Annotated in this window: 22 protein-coding genes; 7 read left to right on the top strand and 15 right to left on the bottom strand. The window is 66.7% G+C overall.

All coding sequences use genetic code 11. The features are described from left to right. Positions 1-119 precede the first annotated feature (119 nt). From ASE31_RS24195 to ASE31_RS24175, 5 genes are all read right to left on the bottom strand, one after another. Positions 120-2,102, bottom strand: a complete 1,983-nt coding sequence (locus tag ASE31_RS24195) for a hypothetical protein (protein ID WP_235514750.1) — start codon at positions 2,100-2,102, stop codon at positions 120-122. Between the two features lie 67 nt (positions 2,103-2,169). Beyond that, on the bottom strand, positions 2,170-2,970 hold the full coding sequence (locus tag ASE31_RS24190; protein WP_057204486.1) for an amino acid ABC transporter permease: 801 nt from the start codon (positions 2,968-2,970) through the stop codon (positions 2,170-2,172). Further along, complete coding sequence (locus tag ASE31_RS24185; protein WP_057204485.1) at positions 2,967-3,629, bottom strand: amino acid ABC transporter permease; 663 nt, start codon at positions 3,627-3,629, stop codon at positions 2,967-2,969. The genes ASE31_RS24190 and ASE31_RS24185 overlap by 4 nt, the downstream gene beginning before the upstream one ends. Before the next feature lie 3 nt (positions 3,630-3,632). After that, complete coding sequence (locus ASE31_RS24180; protein ID WP_057204484.1) at positions 3,633-4,535, bottom strand: glutamate ABC transporter substrate-binding protein; 903 nt, start codon at positions 4,533-4,535, stop codon at positions 3,633-3,635. Positions 4,536-4,910: 375 nt separating this feature from the next. After that, a complete protein-coding gene (locus ASE31_RS24175) occupies positions 4,911-5,816 on the bottom strand; it encodes a LysR family transcriptional regulator (RefSeq protein ID WP_057204483.1) in 906 nt (301 codons plus the stop codon). 115 nt (positions 5,817-5,931) lie between these two features. Here ASE31_RS24175 and ASE31_RS24170 point away from each other — a divergent pair, with 115 nt between their 5' ends. Then, complete coding sequence (locus tag ASE31_RS24170; protein WP_057204482.1) at positions 5,932-6,324, top strand: RidA family protein; 393 nt, start codon at positions 5,932-5,934, stop codon at positions 6,322-6,324. Positions 6,325-6,417: 93 nt separating this feature from the next. On the opposite strand, the gene ASE31_RS24165 is transcribed toward ASE31_RS24170, so the two are convergent. Both ASE31_RS24165 and ASE31_RS24160 read right to left on the bottom strand, forming a co-directional pair. Further along, positions 6,418-7,062 (bottom strand): NADPH-dependent F420 reductase, encoded by a 645-nt coding sequence (locus tag ASE31_RS24165; RefSeq protein ID WP_057204481.1) that lies wholly within the window; start codon positions 7,060-7,062, stop codon positions 6,418-6,420. Positions 7,063-7,222: 160 nt separating this feature from the next. Then, a complete protein-coding gene (locus ASE31_RS24160; protein WP_057204479.1) occupies positions 7,223-7,669 on the bottom strand; it encodes an Rrf2 family transcriptional regulator in 447 nt (148 codons plus the stop codon). A gap of 445 nt (positions 7,670-8,114) precedes the next feature. Between ASE31_RS24160 and ASE31_RS24155 the strand changes: the two genes are divergently transcribed. Together ASE31_RS24155 and ASE31_RS24150 are read left to right on the top strand one after the other, a co-directional pair. Continuing rightward, complete coding sequence (locus tag ASE31_RS24155; RefSeq protein ID WP_057204477.1) at positions 8,115-9,083, top strand: porin; 969 nt, start codon at positions 8,115-8,117, stop codon at positions 9,081-9,083. A 180-nt stretch (positions 9,084-9,263) separates the two neighbouring features. After that, positions 9,264-9,806, top strand: coding sequence for a M48 family metallopeptidase (locus ASE31_RS24150; RefSeq protein WP_057204475.1), 543 nt, complete (start codon positions 9,264-9,266; stop codon positions 9,804-9,806). Positions 9,807-9,945: 139 nt separating this feature from the next. Here the strand turns inward: ASE31_RS24150 and ASE31_RS24145 are convergent, their stop codons facing one another. Then, positions 9,946-10,878 (bottom strand): LysR family transcriptional regulator, encoded by a 933-nt coding sequence (locus tag ASE31_RS24145; protein WP_057204473.1) that lies wholly within the window; start codon positions 10,876-10,878, stop codon positions 9,946-9,948. A gap of 127 nt (positions 10,879-11,005) precedes the next feature. Here ASE31_RS24145 and ASE31_RS24140 point away from each other — a divergent pair, with 127 nt between their 5' ends. Both ASE31_RS24140 and ASE31_RS24135 read left to right on the top strand, forming a co-directional pair. Further along, positions 11,006-11,593, top strand: coding sequence for an NADPH-dependent FMN reductase (locus ASE31_RS24140; protein ID WP_057204471.1), 588 nt, complete (start codon positions 11,006-11,008; stop codon positions 11,591-11,593). Further along, positions 11,590-12,447 carry a pirin family protein gene (locus ASE31_RS24135; protein ID WP_057204469.1) on the top strand — a complete coding sequence of 286 codons (858 nt, stop codon included), beginning with the start codon at positions 11,590-11,592 and terminating at the stop codon, positions 12,445-12,447. The genes ASE31_RS24140 and ASE31_RS24135 overlap by 4 nt, the downstream gene beginning before the upstream one ends. Here ASE31_RS24135 and ASE31_RS24130 read toward each other — a convergent pair. The 4 genes from ASE31_RS24130 to ASE31_RS24115 form a co-directional block, all read right to left on the bottom strand. Continuing rightward, positions 12,444-13,016, bottom strand: coding sequence for a hypothetical protein (locus ASE31_RS24130; protein ID WP_057204467.1), 573 nt, complete (start codon positions 13,014-13,016; stop codon positions 12,444-12,446). The genes ASE31_RS24135 and ASE31_RS24130 overlap by 4 nt on opposite strands. Before the next feature lie 13 nt (positions 13,017-13,029). Continuing rightward, positions 13,030-13,857: a thioredoxin family protein gene (locus ASE31_RS24125; protein ID WP_057204465.1), complete on the bottom strand. Its 828-nt coding sequence runs from the start codon at positions 13,855-13,857 to the stop codon at positions 13,030-13,032. A 130-nt stretch (positions 13,858-13,987) separates the two neighbouring features. Beyond that, positions 13,988-14,686: a hypothetical protein gene (locus ASE31_RS24120; RefSeq protein WP_082604344.1), complete on the bottom strand. Its 699-nt coding sequence runs from the start codon at positions 14,684-14,686 to the stop codon at positions 13,988-13,990. A 51-nt stretch (positions 14,687-14,737) separates the two neighbouring features. Beyond that, positions 14,738-16,033, bottom strand: coding sequence for a hypothetical protein (locus tag ASE31_RS24115; RefSeq protein ID WP_057204463.1), 1,296 nt, complete (start codon positions 16,031-16,033; stop codon positions 14,738-14,740). An 89-nt stretch (positions 16,034-16,122) separates the two neighbouring features. Between ASE31_RS24115 and ASE31_RS24110 the strand changes: the two genes are divergently transcribed. Together ASE31_RS24110 and ASE31_RS24105 are read left to right on the top strand one after the other, a co-directional pair. Next, positions 16,123-16,602 (top strand): MarR family winged helix-turn-helix transcriptional regulator, encoded by a 480-nt coding sequence (locus tag ASE31_RS24110; protein WP_057204461.1) that lies wholly within the window; start codon positions 16,123-16,125, stop codon positions 16,600-16,602. A gap of 29 nt (positions 16,603-16,631) precedes the next feature. Next, on the top strand, positions 16,632-17,033 hold the full coding sequence (locus ASE31_RS24105) for a DUF1398 family protein (RefSeq protein WP_057204632.1): 402 nt from the start codon (positions 16,632-16,634) through the stop codon (positions 17,031-17,033). Between the two features lie 4 nt (positions 17,034-17,037). On the opposite strand, the gene ASE31_RS24100 is transcribed toward ASE31_RS24105, so the two are convergent. From ASE31_RS24100 to ASE31_RS24090, 3 genes are all read right to left on the bottom strand, one after another. After that, positions 17,038-17,415 carry a VOC family protein gene (locus ASE31_RS24100; RefSeq protein WP_057204459.1) on the bottom strand — a complete coding sequence of 126 codons (378 nt, stop codon included), beginning with the start codon at positions 17,413-17,415 and terminating at the stop codon, positions 17,038-17,040. Positions 17,416-17,561: 146 nt separating this feature from the next. Next, positions 17,562-18,218: an alpha/beta hydrolase gene (locus ASE31_RS24095; RefSeq protein WP_235514749.1), complete on the bottom strand. Its 657-nt coding sequence runs from the start codon at positions 18,216-18,218 to the stop codon at positions 17,562-17,564. A 253-nt stretch (positions 18,219-18,471) separates the two neighbouring features. Next, on the bottom strand, positions 18,472-18,864 hold the full coding sequence (locus ASE31_RS24090; RefSeq protein ID WP_057204456.1) for a hypothetical protein: 393 nt from the start codon (positions 18,862-18,864) through the stop codon (positions 18,472-18,474). Positions 18,865-18,982: the final 118 nt, after the last annotated feature.

Genomic DNA, 18,982 nt, shown 5'->3' with positions numbered 1-18,982 from the left:
GTCGATTTTTGATTCGGCTGGCAAGTCAAGGGCGTAAAGCGCGTTTCCACACAGCCTCGGCCCAAAGCGGACTTTCGACCAGATTCAACCCAATGCAATTGGACATGGTCAAGTCAAACTCATCGTGCGGAGGCGACGGTCCGCTCCATGCTGGCAATCAAGACCGCATCGACCTCGTCCGGATCCTGCGCCTGCCGTTGCCGGAGGCGTTCAAGCACCGTGCCTGTTGCGGCATGGTCTCGCCACGCTTCGATGGTCCAGTCGCCACGCAGATGGACTACCCAGTTTGTCTCGTTCATCATGGCGTCGAGCAACTCGCCTTCGGTATCCGGGTTGGCTCCGTGGCTCAACAGCAGCTCCACAAGTGGCAGGCAGATCGAACGCATCTCCGTGCCTCGACCGCACAGGAGCAACGCGACGGCACCGAGAAGAGGGCCGCGCCAATGCAGGCTCTTGTAGCTACCCGCCGCGCCTCTGCCTTTGCTCGACAGCTTTTCCACGCACAGGCGCACCGTCATGTTTGCGTCCAGGCCTCGGGCAAGCAGCCCGCCAATGAAGTTGGCGACCAGGTTGGCATCGCGCTGCGGGACAAAACGGCGCTCGTCGCTTAGCGTGGCATCGGTTATCCAGGCCAGATTATCGGTATCGAAAAGGCCCTTTAGCACCTCGTCCTGAAACGCATCTGGCTCCATCCAGAATGCAGCGCTCGCACCGCTTGCGAGAAGTTCGTTGGCCAGGGTCAGCGGTCTGCATCCCATCGTGGGGTGACGAAACAAGTTGCGCAGCAAGGAGATGGGGCGGTGATCCCACAGCGGTGTGTCCAGGTCCACCCCCGCGGCGACCAGCTCGGCAATGGTGTCGGCGTCGCGTTCCTGAAAGTACATTCGCTCGAGGCGGCGTTGATCACTCATGGTCGGCGGCGGTACGGAGCGCGCCCCCAATGCCTCCAACACGGCCAGTACGCCTGGCCGGTTGTCGAATAGAAATCTGCTGTTGAAGAGCAGACTCCCCTCCAGTTGGCCCTTGTGGGCCCAGCGGATCTGCGCGTTGACGTCAACGCCCTCGCGCGACGCCAGCAAGGCCAATAGCTCAGGATACTCGCAGAGCACAAGCAGCACATTTGCGGAACGCCACAGCGCCGAGGGATCGGCCTGCGGCGCCTCGACGAGCGTGCGCAGCAGTGCGGGTGCCGCCTTGCCGCCGTGGCGCTGAATCGCCCCAGCGATCTCGTCGACCCAAGCAAGGCAAGCGATCACGTCAGCTCCGGCGTTCAACAAGGCCGACACCGCCTTGCCAAGGCTGGCCTTGGCCGCATGTACCAGTAGCGGCGCGCCATCGACGAGCGCGTCCTTAGGTGCGCCCCCCTTGATGGCCTTGGCGAAGGCTGCTTCCTTGCCCTCGAGCAGCAACTCCAGCAGCTGCTCCTCCTCGGTCAGCGTCGGCGCCGGGAAGGCCTTGGCCGCAACCTTCTTGCCGCCCTGGTAGTGCAGCGTTCGCGTTTCGCCGACCTGCCCGTACCAGATGCGTACCCGGATGTGCGTCGCGCCAGCGTCGTGCAATGCCTGGATGTGCGCTTTCTCCAGTTCGTCGCCGGATGAGCTGTCGACCACGAAGCGCAGTGTCTCGCCGCGCAGCGACGCACTGGTCAAGAAGGGCTTCTCCCAGTCGTCGAAGCAAACCTGCAGTGGCGCGGGCCACTGGTCAGCAAACTTGCCGACGGCGATCTGAAGGTGATCGTGCAGCGTGGAAAGCTTGAGAGCGTCTGCACCTACGCAAGTAAAAGTCAGGATGTTGGAAGACATGAGGGTGGTGTAGAAAAGCGAAAAGGCGTCTGAGGCGCCATTGTGTCCAGGCGCGGTACCCGCTGGCTTGACAAATTGTCCACTGACCCATATTCGGTCTTTCCGACCTTCAATCGACGCTGCAAATTCGGTTTTTGGCTTGGCTATCGCAAAACGCAATGGCCGCTCTTGGCCGATGGCAGCCATCGTATCAGCGGCAGTCTCGGGCCCATTGCCGTCCTCGCCCAGCGAGTCTGAACGAAGGCTGTTCACCGGATACGGCCAGTCGCCCCATGTCTGACTACAGCCCGCGTCGGCCATGACCCGACCCACTTCTCTTTTCTTGCCAGAGCGCCGCGTCGCCGCCCGGTGAGCAGCCTGGCGACGGTCAATGCATCGGCTGCCCGAGCCGCTTGCTGGCCCTGGAGATTGCGTAGTTCACCAGGCAGTAGAGCGCCGCGACAACGAGGTACACGGGCACCAGTGAGTTGTAGTTGGCGATGAGCACCTTGGCGTTCTGCATCAGCTCGCCATAGGTGACGACATAGCCGAACGTGGTGTCCTTGACCACGATGACCAGCTGCGCGACCAGCGCCGGCACGATGTAGCGAAGGGCCTGGGGGAAGACGATGTGCAAAAAGACCTGGGCTTCGGTCAGCCCCAGGCTTCGCGCGGCATCGGTCTGGCCGCGGGGAACGGCGAGCACGCCTGCGCGATAGACCTCGGCCACCACCGCAGCGGTGCTCAGGCCGACGGGCAGGGTCAGCATCCAGTAGGTGGAGAGTTTGATGCCCACCGATGGCAGCGCCAGGAAGCACACGTAGATGAGCAGCAGCGTCGGCGTGCCGCGCAGGAACTCGATCACCGCGATGCTCGGCCAGCGTACGAGCCGGGGCTTGGCCAGCCGCCCCAGCAGCAGCACCAGCCCCAACGCCAGCGCGATGGCGGCCGCCATCGCCGCCGATGCCAGCGTGCCGAGCAGGCCTTTGCCCAGGAAGGCCCAGGTCGTCGGCCGGGCGAAGAATTCCCACAGGCGCGGCTCGAGCTGCCCTGCCGAGTGGAAGCGGAACACGACGGCTGCCGCCATCAGCACCAGCACGGCGGCTGCGACCGCGCTCACCACGCGCGTCAGCTTGCGGGCCTGCGGGCTGGGCGCGGCGAAAAGGATGTCTTCCAGGGCGCGGCTCATCGCAAAATCCGCACTTTCTTTTCCAGCGTGGCACCGGCCCAGGCGATGAGCAAGCCGCTGGCCACGTACATCGCGGCGGCCACGGCGAATGCGGCCATGCCGGCGGCGGAGTCGGTGGCGATCTTGGACACGAGCGCGGTGAGCTCGCGCCCCGGCAGCGGCACCTGCGACGCCAACGAGGTCGACAGCATCAGCGCAATGAGCAGCGAGGTCATGGGCTGCACCACGGCGCGCAGCGCCTGCGGCAACACCACCGCAGTGATGACGCGCATCGGGCGCATGCCCAGGCTGAGTGCGGCCTCGGCCTGGCCACCGGCAACGGTGTTGATGCCCGTGCGGATGTAGTCCGCCGTGAATGCAGAACAGACCAGGGTCAGGGTGAGAACCACGCTCGCCTCATAGTCGATGAGGACGTTGAGATCGGGCAGTGCGAACACGATGAAGATCAGCAGCGCCACGCTGGGAATGTTGCGAAAGATCTCGACGTAGACCGTCATGGCCAGGCGCAGCGGCCCAACGGGCAGCAGCCTGAGCACCGCCACCACCATGCCCAGCGCGAAGCCGGCCACAAAGGACAGCGCGGTGAGCTTCCACGTGAGCAAAAGGGCCTGCCAGAAAGCAGGCCCGTAGTCAGCCAGGAGCCGAGAAACCCCGTCCATTGTTTACGGGAGGGCGGGCGGCTTGGGCACGTCGGTGCTGCCGGTGCGCTGGCCGATGGACACGGTCCACAGCTTGGCCCAGGTGCCGTCGGCTTCGATCTTCTTCAAGAAGGCATTGATGAAGGCTACGCCATCCGAGCCCTTGGGCAGGCCGATGCCGTAGGGATCTTGCGCACCGAAGGGTGCGCCCGCCAGCTTCGCGTCGCCGGTGCCCAGGCTCAGGGCGTTGAGCAGCAGCGTGTGGTCGGTCACATAGGCATCCACGCGCCCCTGGCGCAGTGCGTCCAGGGCCTCCTGGTGCGTCTGGAACTCTTGCACCGTGGCCTTGGGCGCGACCTGCGCCAGGATGGCAGGCCCGGTGGAGCCGGCCTGCGTGGCGGTCTTCTTGCCGGCCAGGTCGTTGTACGACTGGATCGCCTTGTTGTTCGACTTGACCAGCACCCCGGCCTGCGAGGTGTAGTAGGGCCCTGCGAACGCAATTTTCTCGGCGCGTGCGGGGGTGATGGAATACGTGGCGAACACCATGTCCACCTGGTCGTTGATGAGCACCTGCTCGCGGGTGGACGAGTTCACCTGGGTGAACTGGTACTTGGCCCCATCGCCCAGGATGTAGCGCGTGACGAGCTGGGCCAGGCCCGCGTCGAAACCGCGAATCTTGCCGTCCTTCTCGTTCAGCAGCGAGAAGAGATTGGAGGTCTGGGTACCGCCCAGGCGCAGCGTGCCGGCCTGCTTCACCTTGGTGGCCCAGGTGCTCGATGCGATGGTCGCCGCATCGGCGACGGGGCCCTGCGCTACCAGCGCGTCAAACGCCGCCGCGTTGATGGGTGTGCCCTGCGCAAGAACAGACCCGCCGGTGACGAGCGCCAGTGCGGCAACGGAGAACTTCAGAGTGGATGTGATCGACATGCGGCCTTCTTCTTGGAGGTGTGTGACGTTGTGCAATGTATAGCAATTGTGCAATGCGCCGGTTGTCGTTCACGGCTTCGCTTCAAGCCACAGCTTATGGCTGCGGCTGTGTGAAAACGCGCGTTACGCCCTTGACTTGCCGGCCTGCCAAAAAGTCGACCGCTCAGATCGGCCTACAACGCACGATCTCGATGCGAGCAATGGTGGAAGTACCGCCGCAAAAGTCTGCTATCGACATTTTCACATGGCCCCGGTCGATAGCTGCCATCGCAGCAGCGGCAGCAATGGATCTGAAGGGAGCCGCCCTACCTTCGGTGCTTGCCCACGTCTCTTCAAACGACACCGCCTCACCGACGGCTTCGAGAACGATGCCGGCTACCCGCCACGCGGCGCATGCACTGCCATCAGCTCCACGATCCAGTCGATGAACACCCGCAGCTGCTTGCTCACATAGCGGTTGGGCGGGTAGGCCACATACAGGGGCATGGCATCGATGCGCCAGTCCGTGAACAGCGGCACCAGCGCACCGCTGGCGACATGCTGCCGGGCCATGTAATGGGGCAGCCACAGCGCGCCCAGGCCGGACAGGCCTGCGGTGAGGTAGGTGTTGCCGTCGTCGATGGCCAGCACGTAGCGCCCGCCGACCTTGGCCGTCTCGCGGCCCTTGCGCATGGCGTAGGGCAGGTCCCCGTCCCACCGGTAGCGCACGATGCGGTGGCGCGGGTCGCGCAGTTCATCGGGGTGCACAGGCGTGCCCGCCTGCGCCAGGTAGGCCGGCGCGGCATACACGCCGAGCTGCAGGTCCCCCACGTGGCGCGCGACCAGCCCTTGGTCCTTGATCTCGCCGCCGCGCACGACGCAATCGACGTTCTCGCCGATCAGGTCGACCTTGCGGTCGCTGGCGCCCATGTCGAGCTGGATGTCGGGGAAGCGGGCATGGAAGGCAGGCAGCGCCGGCGCCAGGAGGATGTTGGCCAGGGGGCTGGGTACGTCCACGCGCAGCAAGCCGCGCGGCGCCGTGGGGGCGCCGGGGAGGTTGCCTTCGATGTCTTCGAGCTCTGCCAGCAGGCGCAGCACCCGCTCGTAGTAGACGGCGCCGTCGGTGGTGACGTTGACCCGGCGGGTCGTGCGGTGCAGCAGCTTGAGCTGCAGGCGCGCCTCCAGTTGCTGCACCAGCTGGGTCACCGTGGTGCGGCTCCAGCCCAGGTTGTCGGCGGCCTTGGTGAAGCTGCCCGACTCGACCACCCGCACAAAAGCCCGCATGCCGTCAAACCTGTCCACAGGATTCTCCCAAAGATTATCCTTATTTTACAAACAGTGATGCAGGAGATAGTGGCTTTATCCAAACAATCGCCAGGGCTACAGTGACTGCACCCACCCACCCATGGAGCCCCCAATGAGCCAAAGCAAAGCCATTTTCCCCGCCGGTCGCCAGGATCTGTATGCCAACCACCGGTACTCGGCAGCCATCCAGTCCGGCGATCTGCTGTTCGTCTCTGGCCAGGTCGGCAGCCGCAGCGACGGCTCGCCCGAGCCCGACTTCGAAGCCCAGGTGCGCCTGGCCTTCGCCAACCTGCAGGCGACGCTGAAGGCAGGCGGCTGCAGCCTCGGCGACATCGTGGATGTGACCACCTTCCATACCGATCCGCAAAACCAGTTCGAGACGGTGCTGGCCGTGAAGAACGATGTCTTCCCCAGCGCGCCCTACCCCAACTGGACGGCGCTCGGGGTCACCTGGCTGGCAGGGTTCGACTTTGAGATCAAGGTCATCGCCCGGATCCCGGGCTGACGGGGCTGTGCGGGCTGCGGCTGGCAGAAATCGCCGTGCCAAAGCCGCACAGGGCCTTGAGCAAAACCGCAGCCCGGCGTGCGCCGTGACAGCCTAGATCCTCACGAGGTTGTGCATCGACAGTGCGCCAAAAGGCAGCGAGGCGAGCCGCCCACCGACGTCGAGCGCGCCCAGGTCGATCGGGAAGAAGCCGGTGGCTTCGATGATGCCGCGCACCTCGGCCTTTGCTGCGGCATCGTCGCCCGAGTAGAACAACACACGCTTGCCCCCTGCCACCGCAGGCTGCTGCAGCACGTTCACGTCCAGGTGGTTGAACGCCTTGACGACCCGGGCCCCTGCTGCAAACTGCTGGATGATCTGGCTGGAGTGCTTTCCTCCCAGGTCCACGGCCTTGATGCCGTAGGCGGCAAGGGGATTGCCAGGGTCTTTGGCGTCTGGCGATGCCGGGTCGATGAATTCCACCGGGTTGGTGCCATCGATCACGATACGGCCGTTCCAGGCCGGCAAGCCGCCCAGCACTTTCTGCGCGTCGGTCCAGCGCACTGCAACCATCACGATGTCTGCGCTTGCAGCCTCTTGCACGGTGCCTGCCTTGATGGAGGGCCCGATCTCTGCGACCAGCGCTGCCAGCGATTCAGGCCCGCGGCTGTTGGCGATGGTGGCCGAGATGCCGTTTTTGGCGAGAGCGCGGGCGAAGTTGGAGCCCAGGGCGCCGGAGCCGATGATGCCGATAGTCATTTGATTTCCTTTGAAGGTATGAAGGGGGATGAAAAACCGGAGCTGCCCGCCCCTCGCAATCTGGGCAGCTCCCTCCATGAAAACCAGGCAGACCTGGCTTTTAATGAATGTGTGTCACTGTCACTATGACATTTTTGAACAAAAAATAGGACGTCCGAAGTCACCAGACGAGAGGGATGGAGAACTTGCCGAGCCGGGCCACTTCGCCAGCGACATCTGCAACGGTGGTCTTGGCCAGCTCTTGCTCCAGGGCGCCGCGCGCCCGGCCCAGGGTGGGTTGCAGCGCCTGCAGAATATTGCCGCCCACCGCGCAGTTCTCGCACGGCGGCGTGCGATGGAGCGAAAAAAGTTCGGGGTCTTCGACGGCCTCGTACACATCCAGCAGCCGGATGTCTGCAGCAGCCTTGGCCAACATCGCCCCGCCGCCAGCGCCCAGTTGCGAACGGGTGAATCCGGCTTCGCCCAGCCGCGACAGCAGGCCCCGTATCACCACCGCGCTGGTGTTCACCGAGTACGCGAGATCTTCGGATCGCATGGGCGTGCCATCGCTGACGGCCAAGGCGGTCAGGACGTGCACTGCTACGGCGAAGCGGGTACTGGTGGGCATGGAGAAAATTGGATTCGTTTGTGCTTGTGTGTAAATGACTTTATTACACATATTCCTGATTGTCAATGGGCGAAAGGAAACAGCGGCACCGGGTGCGATGGCATTTCGGCAACCGCTGCGCCTGCGGCAGCCGCTTCGTGCGCTGCCGACGTGCAAAGCAGTGCCCGGGTTGGCGTCATTGCGGTGCAGGCCCGCACTCCCGCCCGCGGCCTGGTGCCATGTGCCACATTGCCTGTCACATGACAGTCACTGTGGGCCAGCGGTACTTACCCCTGTGGCGCCCCGTGGCGCAGGCCAATAGCATCCCTCTTCGTTGCAACCTGCAACGATCACAGCGTCCTCGGCATCAAACTTGCTGGTAGCGACGACCAGGAAATGCATACCCGCATTTTCTGGTTTGTGATTATTTGTCATCAAACACAATTTGATTGAGGGAACCTTGCCAATGAAAACGATGAATCGCTGCGCCATTGCAGCGCTGGCCCTGGTGGGCACGTCTGCTGCGTTTGCCCAGAGCAGCGTGACCCTGTACGGCCGGATCAACACCACGTTCGAGCGCCAGAAGGATGGCGACGTGTCCAAGACCGGTCTGTTCAACAACTCCTCCCGCTTCGGCTTCAAGGGGCAGGAAGACCTGGGCGGCGGCTTGAAGGCGGGCTTCCAGCTGGAAAGCGGCTTTGACTCCAGCACCGGTGTCATCGACTCCCGCGGTGTCTTCGCCCGCCAGAGCGAGGTGAACCTCTCCGGCGGCTTCGGCATGCTGCGCATGGGCAACTTCACCTCGGAGTCGTACTACGCCACCGCCGACTACATCAGCAACCACAACCACGACACCGGTTCGTCGGCAGATGCGCTGTATGCCTACCCGGCCCGCGACGTGAACAAGATCGCCTACCGCACCCCCAGCTTCGGTGGTGCCACGTTCGAGGCCGGCTGGGCCATGCACGAGAGGGTGAGCGGCACCGGCGGCAAGAACAGCGTCGACCTGGCTGCCAACTACGCCATCGGCGCACTGGGTCTGGGTGCCGGCTACTCCAAGCTCGATGACCAAAGCCAGTTTGCCGTGCGCGCTTCGTACTCGACCGGCCCGTTCGTGCTGGGCGCCTACGTGCAACGCGACAAGAACGCATTCATCGCCAACGGCGGCAACCGCACCAACGTGCGCCTGTCGGCCGCCTACATCGTGGACGTGTCCGAGTTCCACCTGAACGTGGGCCGCGCAGGCGACTACTCCCGCGTGGACAACACGGCTGCCACCCAGTACACGCTGGGCTACAACTACCACCTGAGCAAGCGCACCAAGATCTACACCTACTACACCCGCATCAACAACAACCAGGCCGCCAACTACGGCGTGTCGGCCGCCGGCAACGATTTCAGCTCGTTTGCCATGGGGGTGCGCCACAACTTCTGATGGCGTCATGCCCGCTGCTGCCCTGACTGGTGGGAGGGCAGAGACACAGCAACTTGGCCCGCACTTCTTTGGGGAGTGCGGGCTTTTTTACGCCAGGGCGATGGCGATTAGCCTTGCGCTCAGCGGCAGGCAGGGGCATGCTGTGGCGCTACGGCACAACGTCACCCCGAGGAACACGCCATGACCACCCAGACCACACGCACGCTGCTGGCCCTGTCTGCCCTGCTGATCCAGGCGGGCGCCACTGCCTATGCGGCAGACATGCCGCCGACACCGCCGCCGCCGGCACCCACCCGCCCCGCCAGCCAGCCGCCTGCGCATACGCAAGCCCCGGCAGCAGACAAGCTGGCCCAGGCGCGCTACTTCACCCGCTCGCTGCAGTGGTCTGCGGCGTTCGAGGAGCTCAAGCGCATCAACGACACGGGCAGCGCCGACTGGCACAACCTGATGGGCTACACGCTGCGCCACAGCAAGAAGCCCGACCTGGTTGCAGCCGGCAAGCACTACGATGAAGCGCTGCGCATCGACCCGCGCCATCGCAACACGCTCGAATACTCCGGTGAGCTGTACCTGATGAAGGGCCAGCTCGGCAAGGCGCAGGCGCGCCTGGCCACCCTCGGGAGCGAGTGCGGCGCCAGTGGCTGCCAGCAATACGCACTGCTGCAGTCCGCGATCGAGAGCTATAAGGCGGCGGGCAACAAGTACGTGCCGTCGACCTGGTAAGAGCGGCTAACAAAACTCTTCTGGCGTCGTTGCCGCGTCTTGTCGTACTACGCGTACTGCCTGCAAGACATCTGATGTGTAGCGCCTAGCCAGAACCGCTTCGCTGAGTTTTGTTATCCGCTCCAAGTAGCCTGCATCGTCAGCACCGCCCCTCGGGCGTCTTCTCCAGCTCACCGAGCTTGTCCACCACCAGCGCGATGAAGGCCGACACGGCCAGTGGCAGGTGCCTGCGGCTGGGGTACAGCACGGTAAGGCCCTGGCCCTTGCGCTGGTACTGGGGCAGCACGGGCACCAGCAGGCCGGCCTGCAGGTCGAGCCGGGACATGCCGGTGGGCAGCAGCGCAATGCCCAGGCCGGCCACGGCGGCGCGGCGCAGGGCCTGGGCGGTGTTGGCACCAAAGCGGCCGCTGGCCTGTTGCACCTCGTGCACGGCGCCATCGGGCCCCACCAGGCGCCAGGAGCCGCTGCTGCCTGCGTGGCTGGCCATGATGGCGTCGTGCGCGGCCAGGTCGGCCAGCGTGGCGGGCATGCCGCGCGCGGCCAGGTAGACGGGGCTGGCCACCAGGCAGTCGCCCCGGGCCGCAAAGAGCTGGCGGCCCACGTAACCCGAGTCGCCCACCTCGCCCCCGCGAAAGGCCACGTCGATGCGCTCGGCAATCAGGTCCGAGCGCCCATCGCTGAGCACGAAGTCGAGCCGCACGCGCGGGTGCGCGGCCAGGAAGGCGGCGATCCACTCCATGGGAAAGAAGTCGAAGAAATCCGCCGGCACCGCCACGCGCACCGAGCCGGTGGGCTCGTCGCTGCCCAGGCGCAGCTCCTGCCCGGCCTCTTGCAGGCCATCGACGGCACCCGCGCAGCGCTCATGGAAGGCCTCGCCCGCGCTGGTGAGCGTGAGCTTGCGGGTAGAGCGCTGCAGCAGGCGCGTGCCCAGCTGCGCCTCAAGCTGCTGCACGCGCCGGCTCACGGTGTTGGGCGGCACGCCAAGGCGGCGTGCGGCCTCGGCAAAGCTGCCGCTGCGCACCACCTGCACGAACAGGGCGACGTCGTTGAGGTCGAGCGCAGGTGTGGTCACGGATACCTTTCATGAATGGATGAGTGCAATCCCATTGTGCCATCTAGTCAACCAATGGGGTACGCCCTAATCTTCAAGGCATCGGGGTGCACGGCCCCTCCACCACTCCCAGGAAGGACTCCCACCTATGACAATTTCGCAATTGCCCCATATCGGCATCGTGATCGGCTCCACCCGCGAGGGCCGCTTTGCCGATAAGCCGGCGCAGTGGTTCCACGGCATCGCCAGCCAGCGCACCGATGTCTCGGCCGAACTCATCGACCTGCGCGACTACCCCATGCCGTTCTTCGACGAAGCACTGTCGCCTGCCTGGGCGCCGGTGAAGAACGAGGCCGCGCAGCGCTGGGCGCAGAAGCTGGCCACGCTGGACGGGCTGGTGGTGATCACCGCCGAGTACAACCACGGCCCCACGGCCGTGCTCAAGAACGCGTTTGACTACGCGTACAAGGAGTTCGCGCGCAAGCCCATCGGCTTTGTGGGCTATGGCGGCGTGGGTGCGGCGCGTGCCGTGGAGCAGTTGCGCCTGGTGGCTACCGAGCTGCAGATGGCACCCGTGCGCAATGCTGTACACATGGGCATGGTCGAATTCCTCGGGGTCTGGCAGCAGGGCAAACGCTTCGAGGATTACCCGCACCTGGCGCAGTCGGCCAAGGGCCTGCTGGACGACATGGCCTGGTGGGCCAAGGCGCTCAAGACCGCAAGGGAGGCTGTATGAACACCGCATTGGCCGAAGCACCGGTTGCCTCTGTGGCAAGCCGTGCCATCGCCTACCGCACGCGAGGCAGCTCGCACGGGCCCATCACGCGGCTGGTGAGCCCTGGCGACGTGGGGGAGTGGATCAAACCCTTCGTCTTTCTGGACCTGTTCGCATCGGACTCGCCTGCGGCCTTTCGCGGCTTTGGCATGCACCCGCATTCAGGCATTGCCACGCTGACCTATCTGATGGCGGGCGATATGTCCTATGAGGACACTGCCGGCAAGAGCGGCACATTGCACGCAGGCAGCGTGGAGTGGATGCGCGCGGGCAACGGCGTGTGGCATACCGGTGCGCCGATAGGCGATGCCCCATCGCTGGGTTTTCAGCTCTGGGTGGCCTTGCCCGCTGCGCTGGAGAACGCGCCCGCGCTGAGCCAGTACCTGGCGGCGAACGAGGTTCCCCAGGCAGGCCCGGCCCGCGTGCTGCTGGGCAGCTACGGTGCGGTACACAGCCCCATCGACGCCCCCTCACCCATGACCTACCTGGCCGTGCAGCTGCGCGACGGCGAGCACTGGCGCTATGTGCCGCCCGCTGGCCACACCGTGGCCTGGGTGGCGGTGGCAGCGGGTGCGCTGGATGCGGGCGGGCCGGTGGACGCAGGTGAGCTCGCGGTGTTCGAGGAATCGAACGGCGCCATCGACTTCACGGCCAGGGGCGACACGCACTTCGTGTTGGGCTCGGCCGCCAAGCACCCGCACGAACTGGTGATGGGCCGCTACTCGGTACACACCAGCCGGGCCGCGCTGGCACAGGGCGAGGCAGAGATCCGGCGCATCGGCACGCAGCTGCGGCAGGAAAAGCGCCTCGGTTAGAGCGGGGCAGGTGTGCGCCGGCGCAGCGCCACCCAGCGGCACACACCCGTGGCCACCAGGCCAGTGACCGCGAGCATGGCCGCCATGTGCACTGCCACCGCCGCTAACGCCCACCACAGTGGACCCGCTGCACCGGCGCCCTGCCCCACCGCACCGCTGCCCAGGCACAGCGGTGCCAGCGCCGGCACCAACATGAGCCCCGCGCCGTGCAGCGTGGATGCCAGAAACGCACCCAGCGCCAGCCCCACATGCCCGGCCGATGTGCGGGCTTTGCGCGGCGCGCGGCGCCACAGGTACACCGCCACAGCAGCCGCCAGCAGGCAGCCTGCGGCGGCCTGCAGCACGCTGCGCGGCAGCGCCCAGCCCCACACCACCGCAGCCACCACCAGTGCCACCGATGCAGCATGGCCGATGGCAATGGGCAGCAGGGCGCGCAGCGGCTGCGCCTTTACCCGATTGCCGCCAGAGCGCAGGCCCCAGGCGGCTGCGCAGGCCCAGCCGGTGGCGGGGTTGAGCCCATGCAGGGCGCCCGTGCCGGCCATGGCAAGCCAGGGCCACAGCGCTTCCATGGCGATGCCCCGGTCAGGCCTGTGCGTGGCAGCAGCCGCCGGCCGTGGCCGCTGCGATGGTCGCCGTTGCCACCAGCGGCGATGGCGCGGGCTGGAAGGGCACGGCGCCTTCGTAGCGGTCGTGGTGGCGCACCCAGTCCATCGTGTACTCGGGGTTGCGCTCGTTGCGGCCTGCGGGGGTGAGGTCGATCAGGGGGTAGGCGCCCATCATCACCTCGACCCCGCGGCCGTAGGTGGAGTAGGTGTGGAAAACCTCAGTGCCCTCGCCCGGCTCCTGGTGGAACACGCTGATGCCGGGCGCCTCTTCGGCCGGAAAGCGCTGCACCGTGTAGTTGTAGGGCACCTCGCCACGGGCCACCTGCTCGGTGCTGAAGCTCACGCCGTAGTCGTGGTTGAAGTCGCTGCCGAGCGATGACACCCAGTGAAAGCGCCAGCCCATGCGCTCGCGAAAGCGCTCGATCTGTGCGAGTGGCGCGCGCGAGACCACCACCAGGGTGATGTCACGGTGGGCCAGGTGGATGTTCATGCCGTCGATGTGGTCGGCCATGTACGAGCAGCTCGGGCAGCCCTGCTCCCAGCCGGGGCCGAACATGAAGTGCTGCACCAGCAACTGGCGCCGCCCGTCGAACAGATCGGCCAGCGTGCGCGGGCCGGTGGTGGTGTCGAACAGGTAGGGCTTGTCCACCCGCACCCAGGGCAGCGCGCGGCGCTCAGCGGCGATCTGGTCCTGCTGGCGCGAGAGTTCTTTTTCGCGCAGCAGCAGGGCCTGGCGCGCGGCCAGCCAATCGCTGCGCGGAACGACGGGGTGGTGGAGTGAGGGGTTGTGGGTGGCGGTGGTCATGCGATGCTCCTTTGGGGGTTGTCAAACAGGGCACGCCCATGCAGCGGCTTCAACCGCCGCCTGGGGAGGCGGTTGTTGCACAGGGCGTTGGGTGGGTGGGAGATGGCGGGTGCTGACCACCCGCCGGGCATCAGGCCCGCGCGGTCTTGGGCCGGCGAACCGCGCGAACCTTGCCGCTCTCGCCGCCACCGGCATAGAACAGACCGGCGCCGTCGGATTCGAGCCCGCTCACGCCCATGCCGGCCGGCATTTCCAGGCGCTCGATCACGGCGCCGCTGGCGGGGTCGATGCGGCGGATGTCGCTGGCATCACCCTCCCAGGTGCCGTGCCACAGCTCGCCATCGACCCAGGTCACGCCGGTCACGAAGGCGTTGGATTCGATGGTGCGGCGGATGGCTCCCGTGGCGGGGTCGATCTGGTGGATCTTGCGGTCGCGGTACTGGCCCACCCACAGGCTGCCCTCGGCCCAGGTCAGGCCCGAGTCGGCGCCCTTGCCCGGCGCGGGGATGGAGGCCACCACAGCGCCCGTGGCCGGGTCGATCTTGTCGATGCGCGACTCTGCAATCTGGTACAGGTGCTTGCCGTCGAACGCGGTGCCGGCATCGCAGGGCAGGCCCAGGGTGCGCGTGGTCTCGCCGCTGGCGGGGTCGAAGGCGACCAGGCTGGCGCCTGTGGCGGCCCATACGCGCTGGCCGTCGTGCGTGACGCCGGCCACGGTGCGGGCGCCGGCAAAGGGGCCGTATTCACTAACGATCTCGGCGGGACGGGCGGGGACACCGGTCGGTGCAATGCGGCTGGCGCTGTCGGGGCTGCAGTCGGTGATGGGCATGGTGTGGTCCTTTTCGGTTCGGCCCCGGCTCAGGAGGTCGATGGGTGAACTCTATTCAATCGGCAGCGCAGCGGGGAGTAACAAGATTGGCGTGAATCCTGCCAGGGGCGGTGCCAGCCAGCGCTGAGCACGCGCCTGGCCGATGGAGCGCACGCGGCTTTGCTCCTGCAGCTCGGCCAGGGCGCGCTGCACCGTGCGCTGGCTGTCGCCCAGCGCAAGCGCCAGGGCCGAGGTGGACCACGCCGCACCATCCGCCAGCAGGGCCAGCAGCGAGGCCTGCTCGCCCGCGATGGGCGGCGCCAGCACCACCACCGCGCGCCCGCCATCACGCCCATCCAGGGGCCGCAGCGCAAAGCCGCGCGCCGTGGCCTCGATGCGGGCCCAGGGCTTGACCAGTGCGCGCAGGCGGCCCAGCTCCACGCGCAGCCGGGCGCGGTGGGTGTCGTCGGGGTGCCGGGTGCGAAAGGCGCTGGCGATCAGCGCGTCGCGCTCGGCATCGCCGGGCCAGGCCTGGGCCAGATCGTAGGCGAGAGCGAACAGGATGGGCCGGCGCGCAAGGGACAGCCAGGTGGGGGCGGCACCGCTGCCCTCCTGCGCCCCCACCCATCCCGATCCCAGCCGGTGCCGGCAGGCATCGACCACCAGCACATCCGAGGCCAGCAGCGCCGCGACGTCGTCCAGGCGCAGCAACTGCTCGCGCGCCACGCCGCCGCCATCGCCCTCGCTTGGCAGCAGGCGCCGCGCGGCGGGGCGCTGCAGCGCGGCCAGGGCCTCGTCGACCTCGGCCAGCAGCGCAGGCACGCGGGCGCGCGCTGCCGCTTCGCGCGCCTGGGCCAGCGCATCGCGCGCCGCGGCCACGCGCAGCGAGCGCAGGGCCAGTTCGGCCAGCGTGAGCCCCGCCACCGCCGCCAGCGCGGGCGGCATGCCTGGCTCCTGCAGGTCGATGGTGGCCAGCAGGGCCGCGGCTTCGCCCAGCCGGCCCATCAGCAGCCATTGGCGCGCAGCGATGAGCCTTGCCTGCAGTGCGTTGGCCCGGTCGCCGCGCACCGCCAGCGCCGCCGCAGCGGCCACCAGGGCATGCGGCGGGCCGTTCAGGTCGCGCTGGGCCAGGGCCACCTCGGCCTCGGCCACCACGCAGCGGGCGCGGGCCAGTTCCTCGTGCGCGCCAAACCCCTTGGCCGCGCGGCGCAGCAGCTCGCGCGCCCGGGGGTGCTCGCCCAGCTGCGCCATGGCAATGCCGCGCAGCGCCAGCGCCGGCGGGTCATCGCGCAGGGCCACCCGCTGCAGCGCGCCCAGCGCATCGCCAGCGGCAAGTGCACGGGCGGCAGCGGTGATGAGCGAATCCATGGGGTGGCAGGCTACACGACTGCGGCACTTGCAATTTGTTTCTTGGGAAACTATATTTCAGCCACAGATAGTTTCCGCAGAAACAAAACATGAAGAAAATCCCATCGCCCCACCCCAGACCGCTCGAAGCCCACCTGGGCTACTGGCTGCGCTTTGTCTCCAACCAGGTGTCGGCCGGGTTCCAGCAGGCGGTGGAGGCATCGGGCGTGTCCGTCACCGACTGGGTGGCGCTGCGCACGCTGTTCGATGCGGACGATGGCGACAACCCCGCCACGCACGCCACGCTGACCCAGTCCCTGGGCATGACCAAGGGCGCCGTCTCCAAGGTCGTGGCCCGGCTGGAGGACAAGGGCCTGGTGGCCCGCGCGGATGCACTGCGGGACGCACGCAGCCACACCCTGTCGCTCACACCGGCCGGCCGCGCCCTGGTGCCCGTGCTGGCCGCCAAGGCCGATGCCAACGACGAACAGTTCTTCGGCCACCTGCCCGCGGCCGAGCGCCAGCGGCTGGCGCGGCTGCTGCAGGAGATGGTGCGCCTGCACCAGTGGCAAGAAGTGCCGCGCAGCTGATTCCGAGAACCCATCACAGCGAGATGCCCATGAACGAAACGACCATCGCCACCATCGAACGCAGCGCCCAATCATCCAAGGACGGCACGGCCCATTTCGGCGCCATCGTGCAGGCCCTCAGCGAGGCCGGCGTGGAGGCGTATTTTGCCGACTACCGCAGCAACGCGACCACCTACTACCTGCCCGGTGGCGAAACGCATGCCGTGGCCCTGCAATCGCCTGCCACGCCCATCGCACAGGGCTTCGACGCGGCGGGCGTGCAGGCCGCCATCCGGGGCGCGCAGCGCGGCGAGGTCATGTATCCTGAGTTCCTTGAGCTCTCACGCGCAGCGGGGTGCGTGGGCTATATGGTGTGGCTGGCGGGGCGGCATGTGAGCTACTTCGGCCGCAAGGGGGAGGTGCATGTGGAGCGGTTTCCTGGGGCGGATTGACCCACTACACAACGGGCCTGGAGAAAATGTTCACCAGGCTGCCATCGGGATCACGCAACAAGGCAGAGCGGTTGCCCCAGGGCATCACCGTGGGCGGCATGACTACCTCGGCGCTGGCGTCGCCACGCATGCGCGCCAATGCGCCGTCCACGTCGGTCACCTCGAATTCCAGGATGGCCGAGTGGTTCGACGCGGCCGTTGCGGCGCCCTGGTTGAACAGCTGCACGAGGCGCTCCTCGGAGATCGCCAGCGTGGCGCCTTCGAGCCGCACTTCCGCAAAGCCATCGGCCAGGCGGGTGGCAGCGGTGCCCGACAGCAGGGTGTAGAACGCGACGAGCGCTTCGAATTGCGTGGTGACGAGGCGGACGGATGCAAACTTCATGCGAAGCTCCTTGGGTAAGAAAAGAAAGGAGCGAGGTTAGAAGGAGGTGCTGCCAGGTTCTGGCAGCATGCTGTGCCCGTTTGCCCGAGCCTGCTGGCGCAGGCCTTCAGCAGCGCCTGGTGAAGCGCGAGGTCGAGCCCACAGGCTCACCCCTCGGAGCGCAGGTACTTCGCCAGAAACCCCAGCACCTGGCGCTCATATGCCCCAGGGCCGTAGGCATGCAGATCCACATGCCCAGCCCCCTCCACCCGCCAGAGTTCCTTGGGCCCCGCCGCTGCGTCGAAGAGTTGCTCGGTCTCGGCCCAGGTGGTGTGCCGGTCCTGTGCGCCAGAGGCAAGGAGCACCGGCGCGCCCAAGCAGGCGATGCGCTCAAGGGGCCGCAGGTCATCGGTCGATACCCCGGCGCGCAGCGGCAGCTGCCACAGCAAGGGCCCGGCCAGCACCGCGCCCGCAGGGCCCAGCACCATGGTCAGCCGATTGGCCACCGCGTCTTCGATGGTGGGGTACATGGATTCGAGCACCACGGCATCCGGCGCAGGGGAAGGCAGGGCCAGCACGGCGGCGGCGGCGCCCAGGGAGACACCGATGACCGCGATGCGTTCGCCCGGACTTTCGCGCCGCAGAAACTCAAGGGCTGCCTTCACCCCTGCCGCCTCGCGCGCTCCAAAGGTGATGCGGTCGCCAGTGCTCTGGCCGTGCCCAGGCAGATCGATCAGCAAGGCGGCATAGCCCGCCCGATTCAGGAACCTGGCGCGGCCCAGCATCTGAGTGCGGTCGGAGCGAACGCCGTGGAGCAGCAGCACGGCGCCCCGGCCTCGCTGGCCCGGTGCAAACCAGCCAGCCACATGGCCAACTGGAGCGATGTCGATGCGGACCTCGCGCGCCAAAAAATCTTTCGGTGGCGGGCCTATGGTGCGGGTGGCAGGATGGCTGAGCCATTCGCCGGCACCCAACGCTGCGACGACGAAACCGAGCAACAGCACCAATGCCCACAGGGCAAGTATCCCAACGCGGCGCCCAACCATCACCGGTACGAACAAGTTCTCTGGACGGGCCTCAAGTGCCCCCCTCCACCGACACTGCCTCGAACCCCGGCTCCTGCGCAATGAGCCCATGGAAAAACACAAGACACGGATCGTCGGCAGCCATCTTGGCCTTGCCCAGCACGCGCTCCTTGAGCGAGCGGTGCTTGGTCAGCGACAGCACCCACTCGTGCTTGCCGTCCGGGCTTTCGTTGGCGGCGGCGCCGACCATGTAGGTGCGGCCCTCCCAACTCACATGCGCGTACCAGCCCCAGTCCTCGGCGTCCGCGTCGGTCATTTCCAGCTGCGCTGGCACACGCGTGCGCAGCCATTCGAGCAGCGAATGGCCCCGGATGGGGTTGATGGGATTCTCAGGCTCCAGCGAGACGTCGAAGAGCCGGGTGAGGAAGTGGATGGCAGGTTCCATGGGTGGGAAAATTGGCAGCAGGACGGGCCAGACACTCTAGTCCACTGAGACCGAGAAATCGGCTATGCGTGAGGGTCTGGCAGGGCCGCAATCTAGGCGGCGGGCGCAGCCGGGTTGC

Source organism: Acidovorax sp. Root217 (assembly GCF_001428645.1).
Taxonomy (GTDB): domain Bacteria; phylum Pseudomonadota; class Gammaproteobacteria; order Burkholderiales; family Burkholderiaceae_C; genus Acidovorax.
This window is presented reverse-complemented; position numbering and strand designations above follow the sequence as displayed.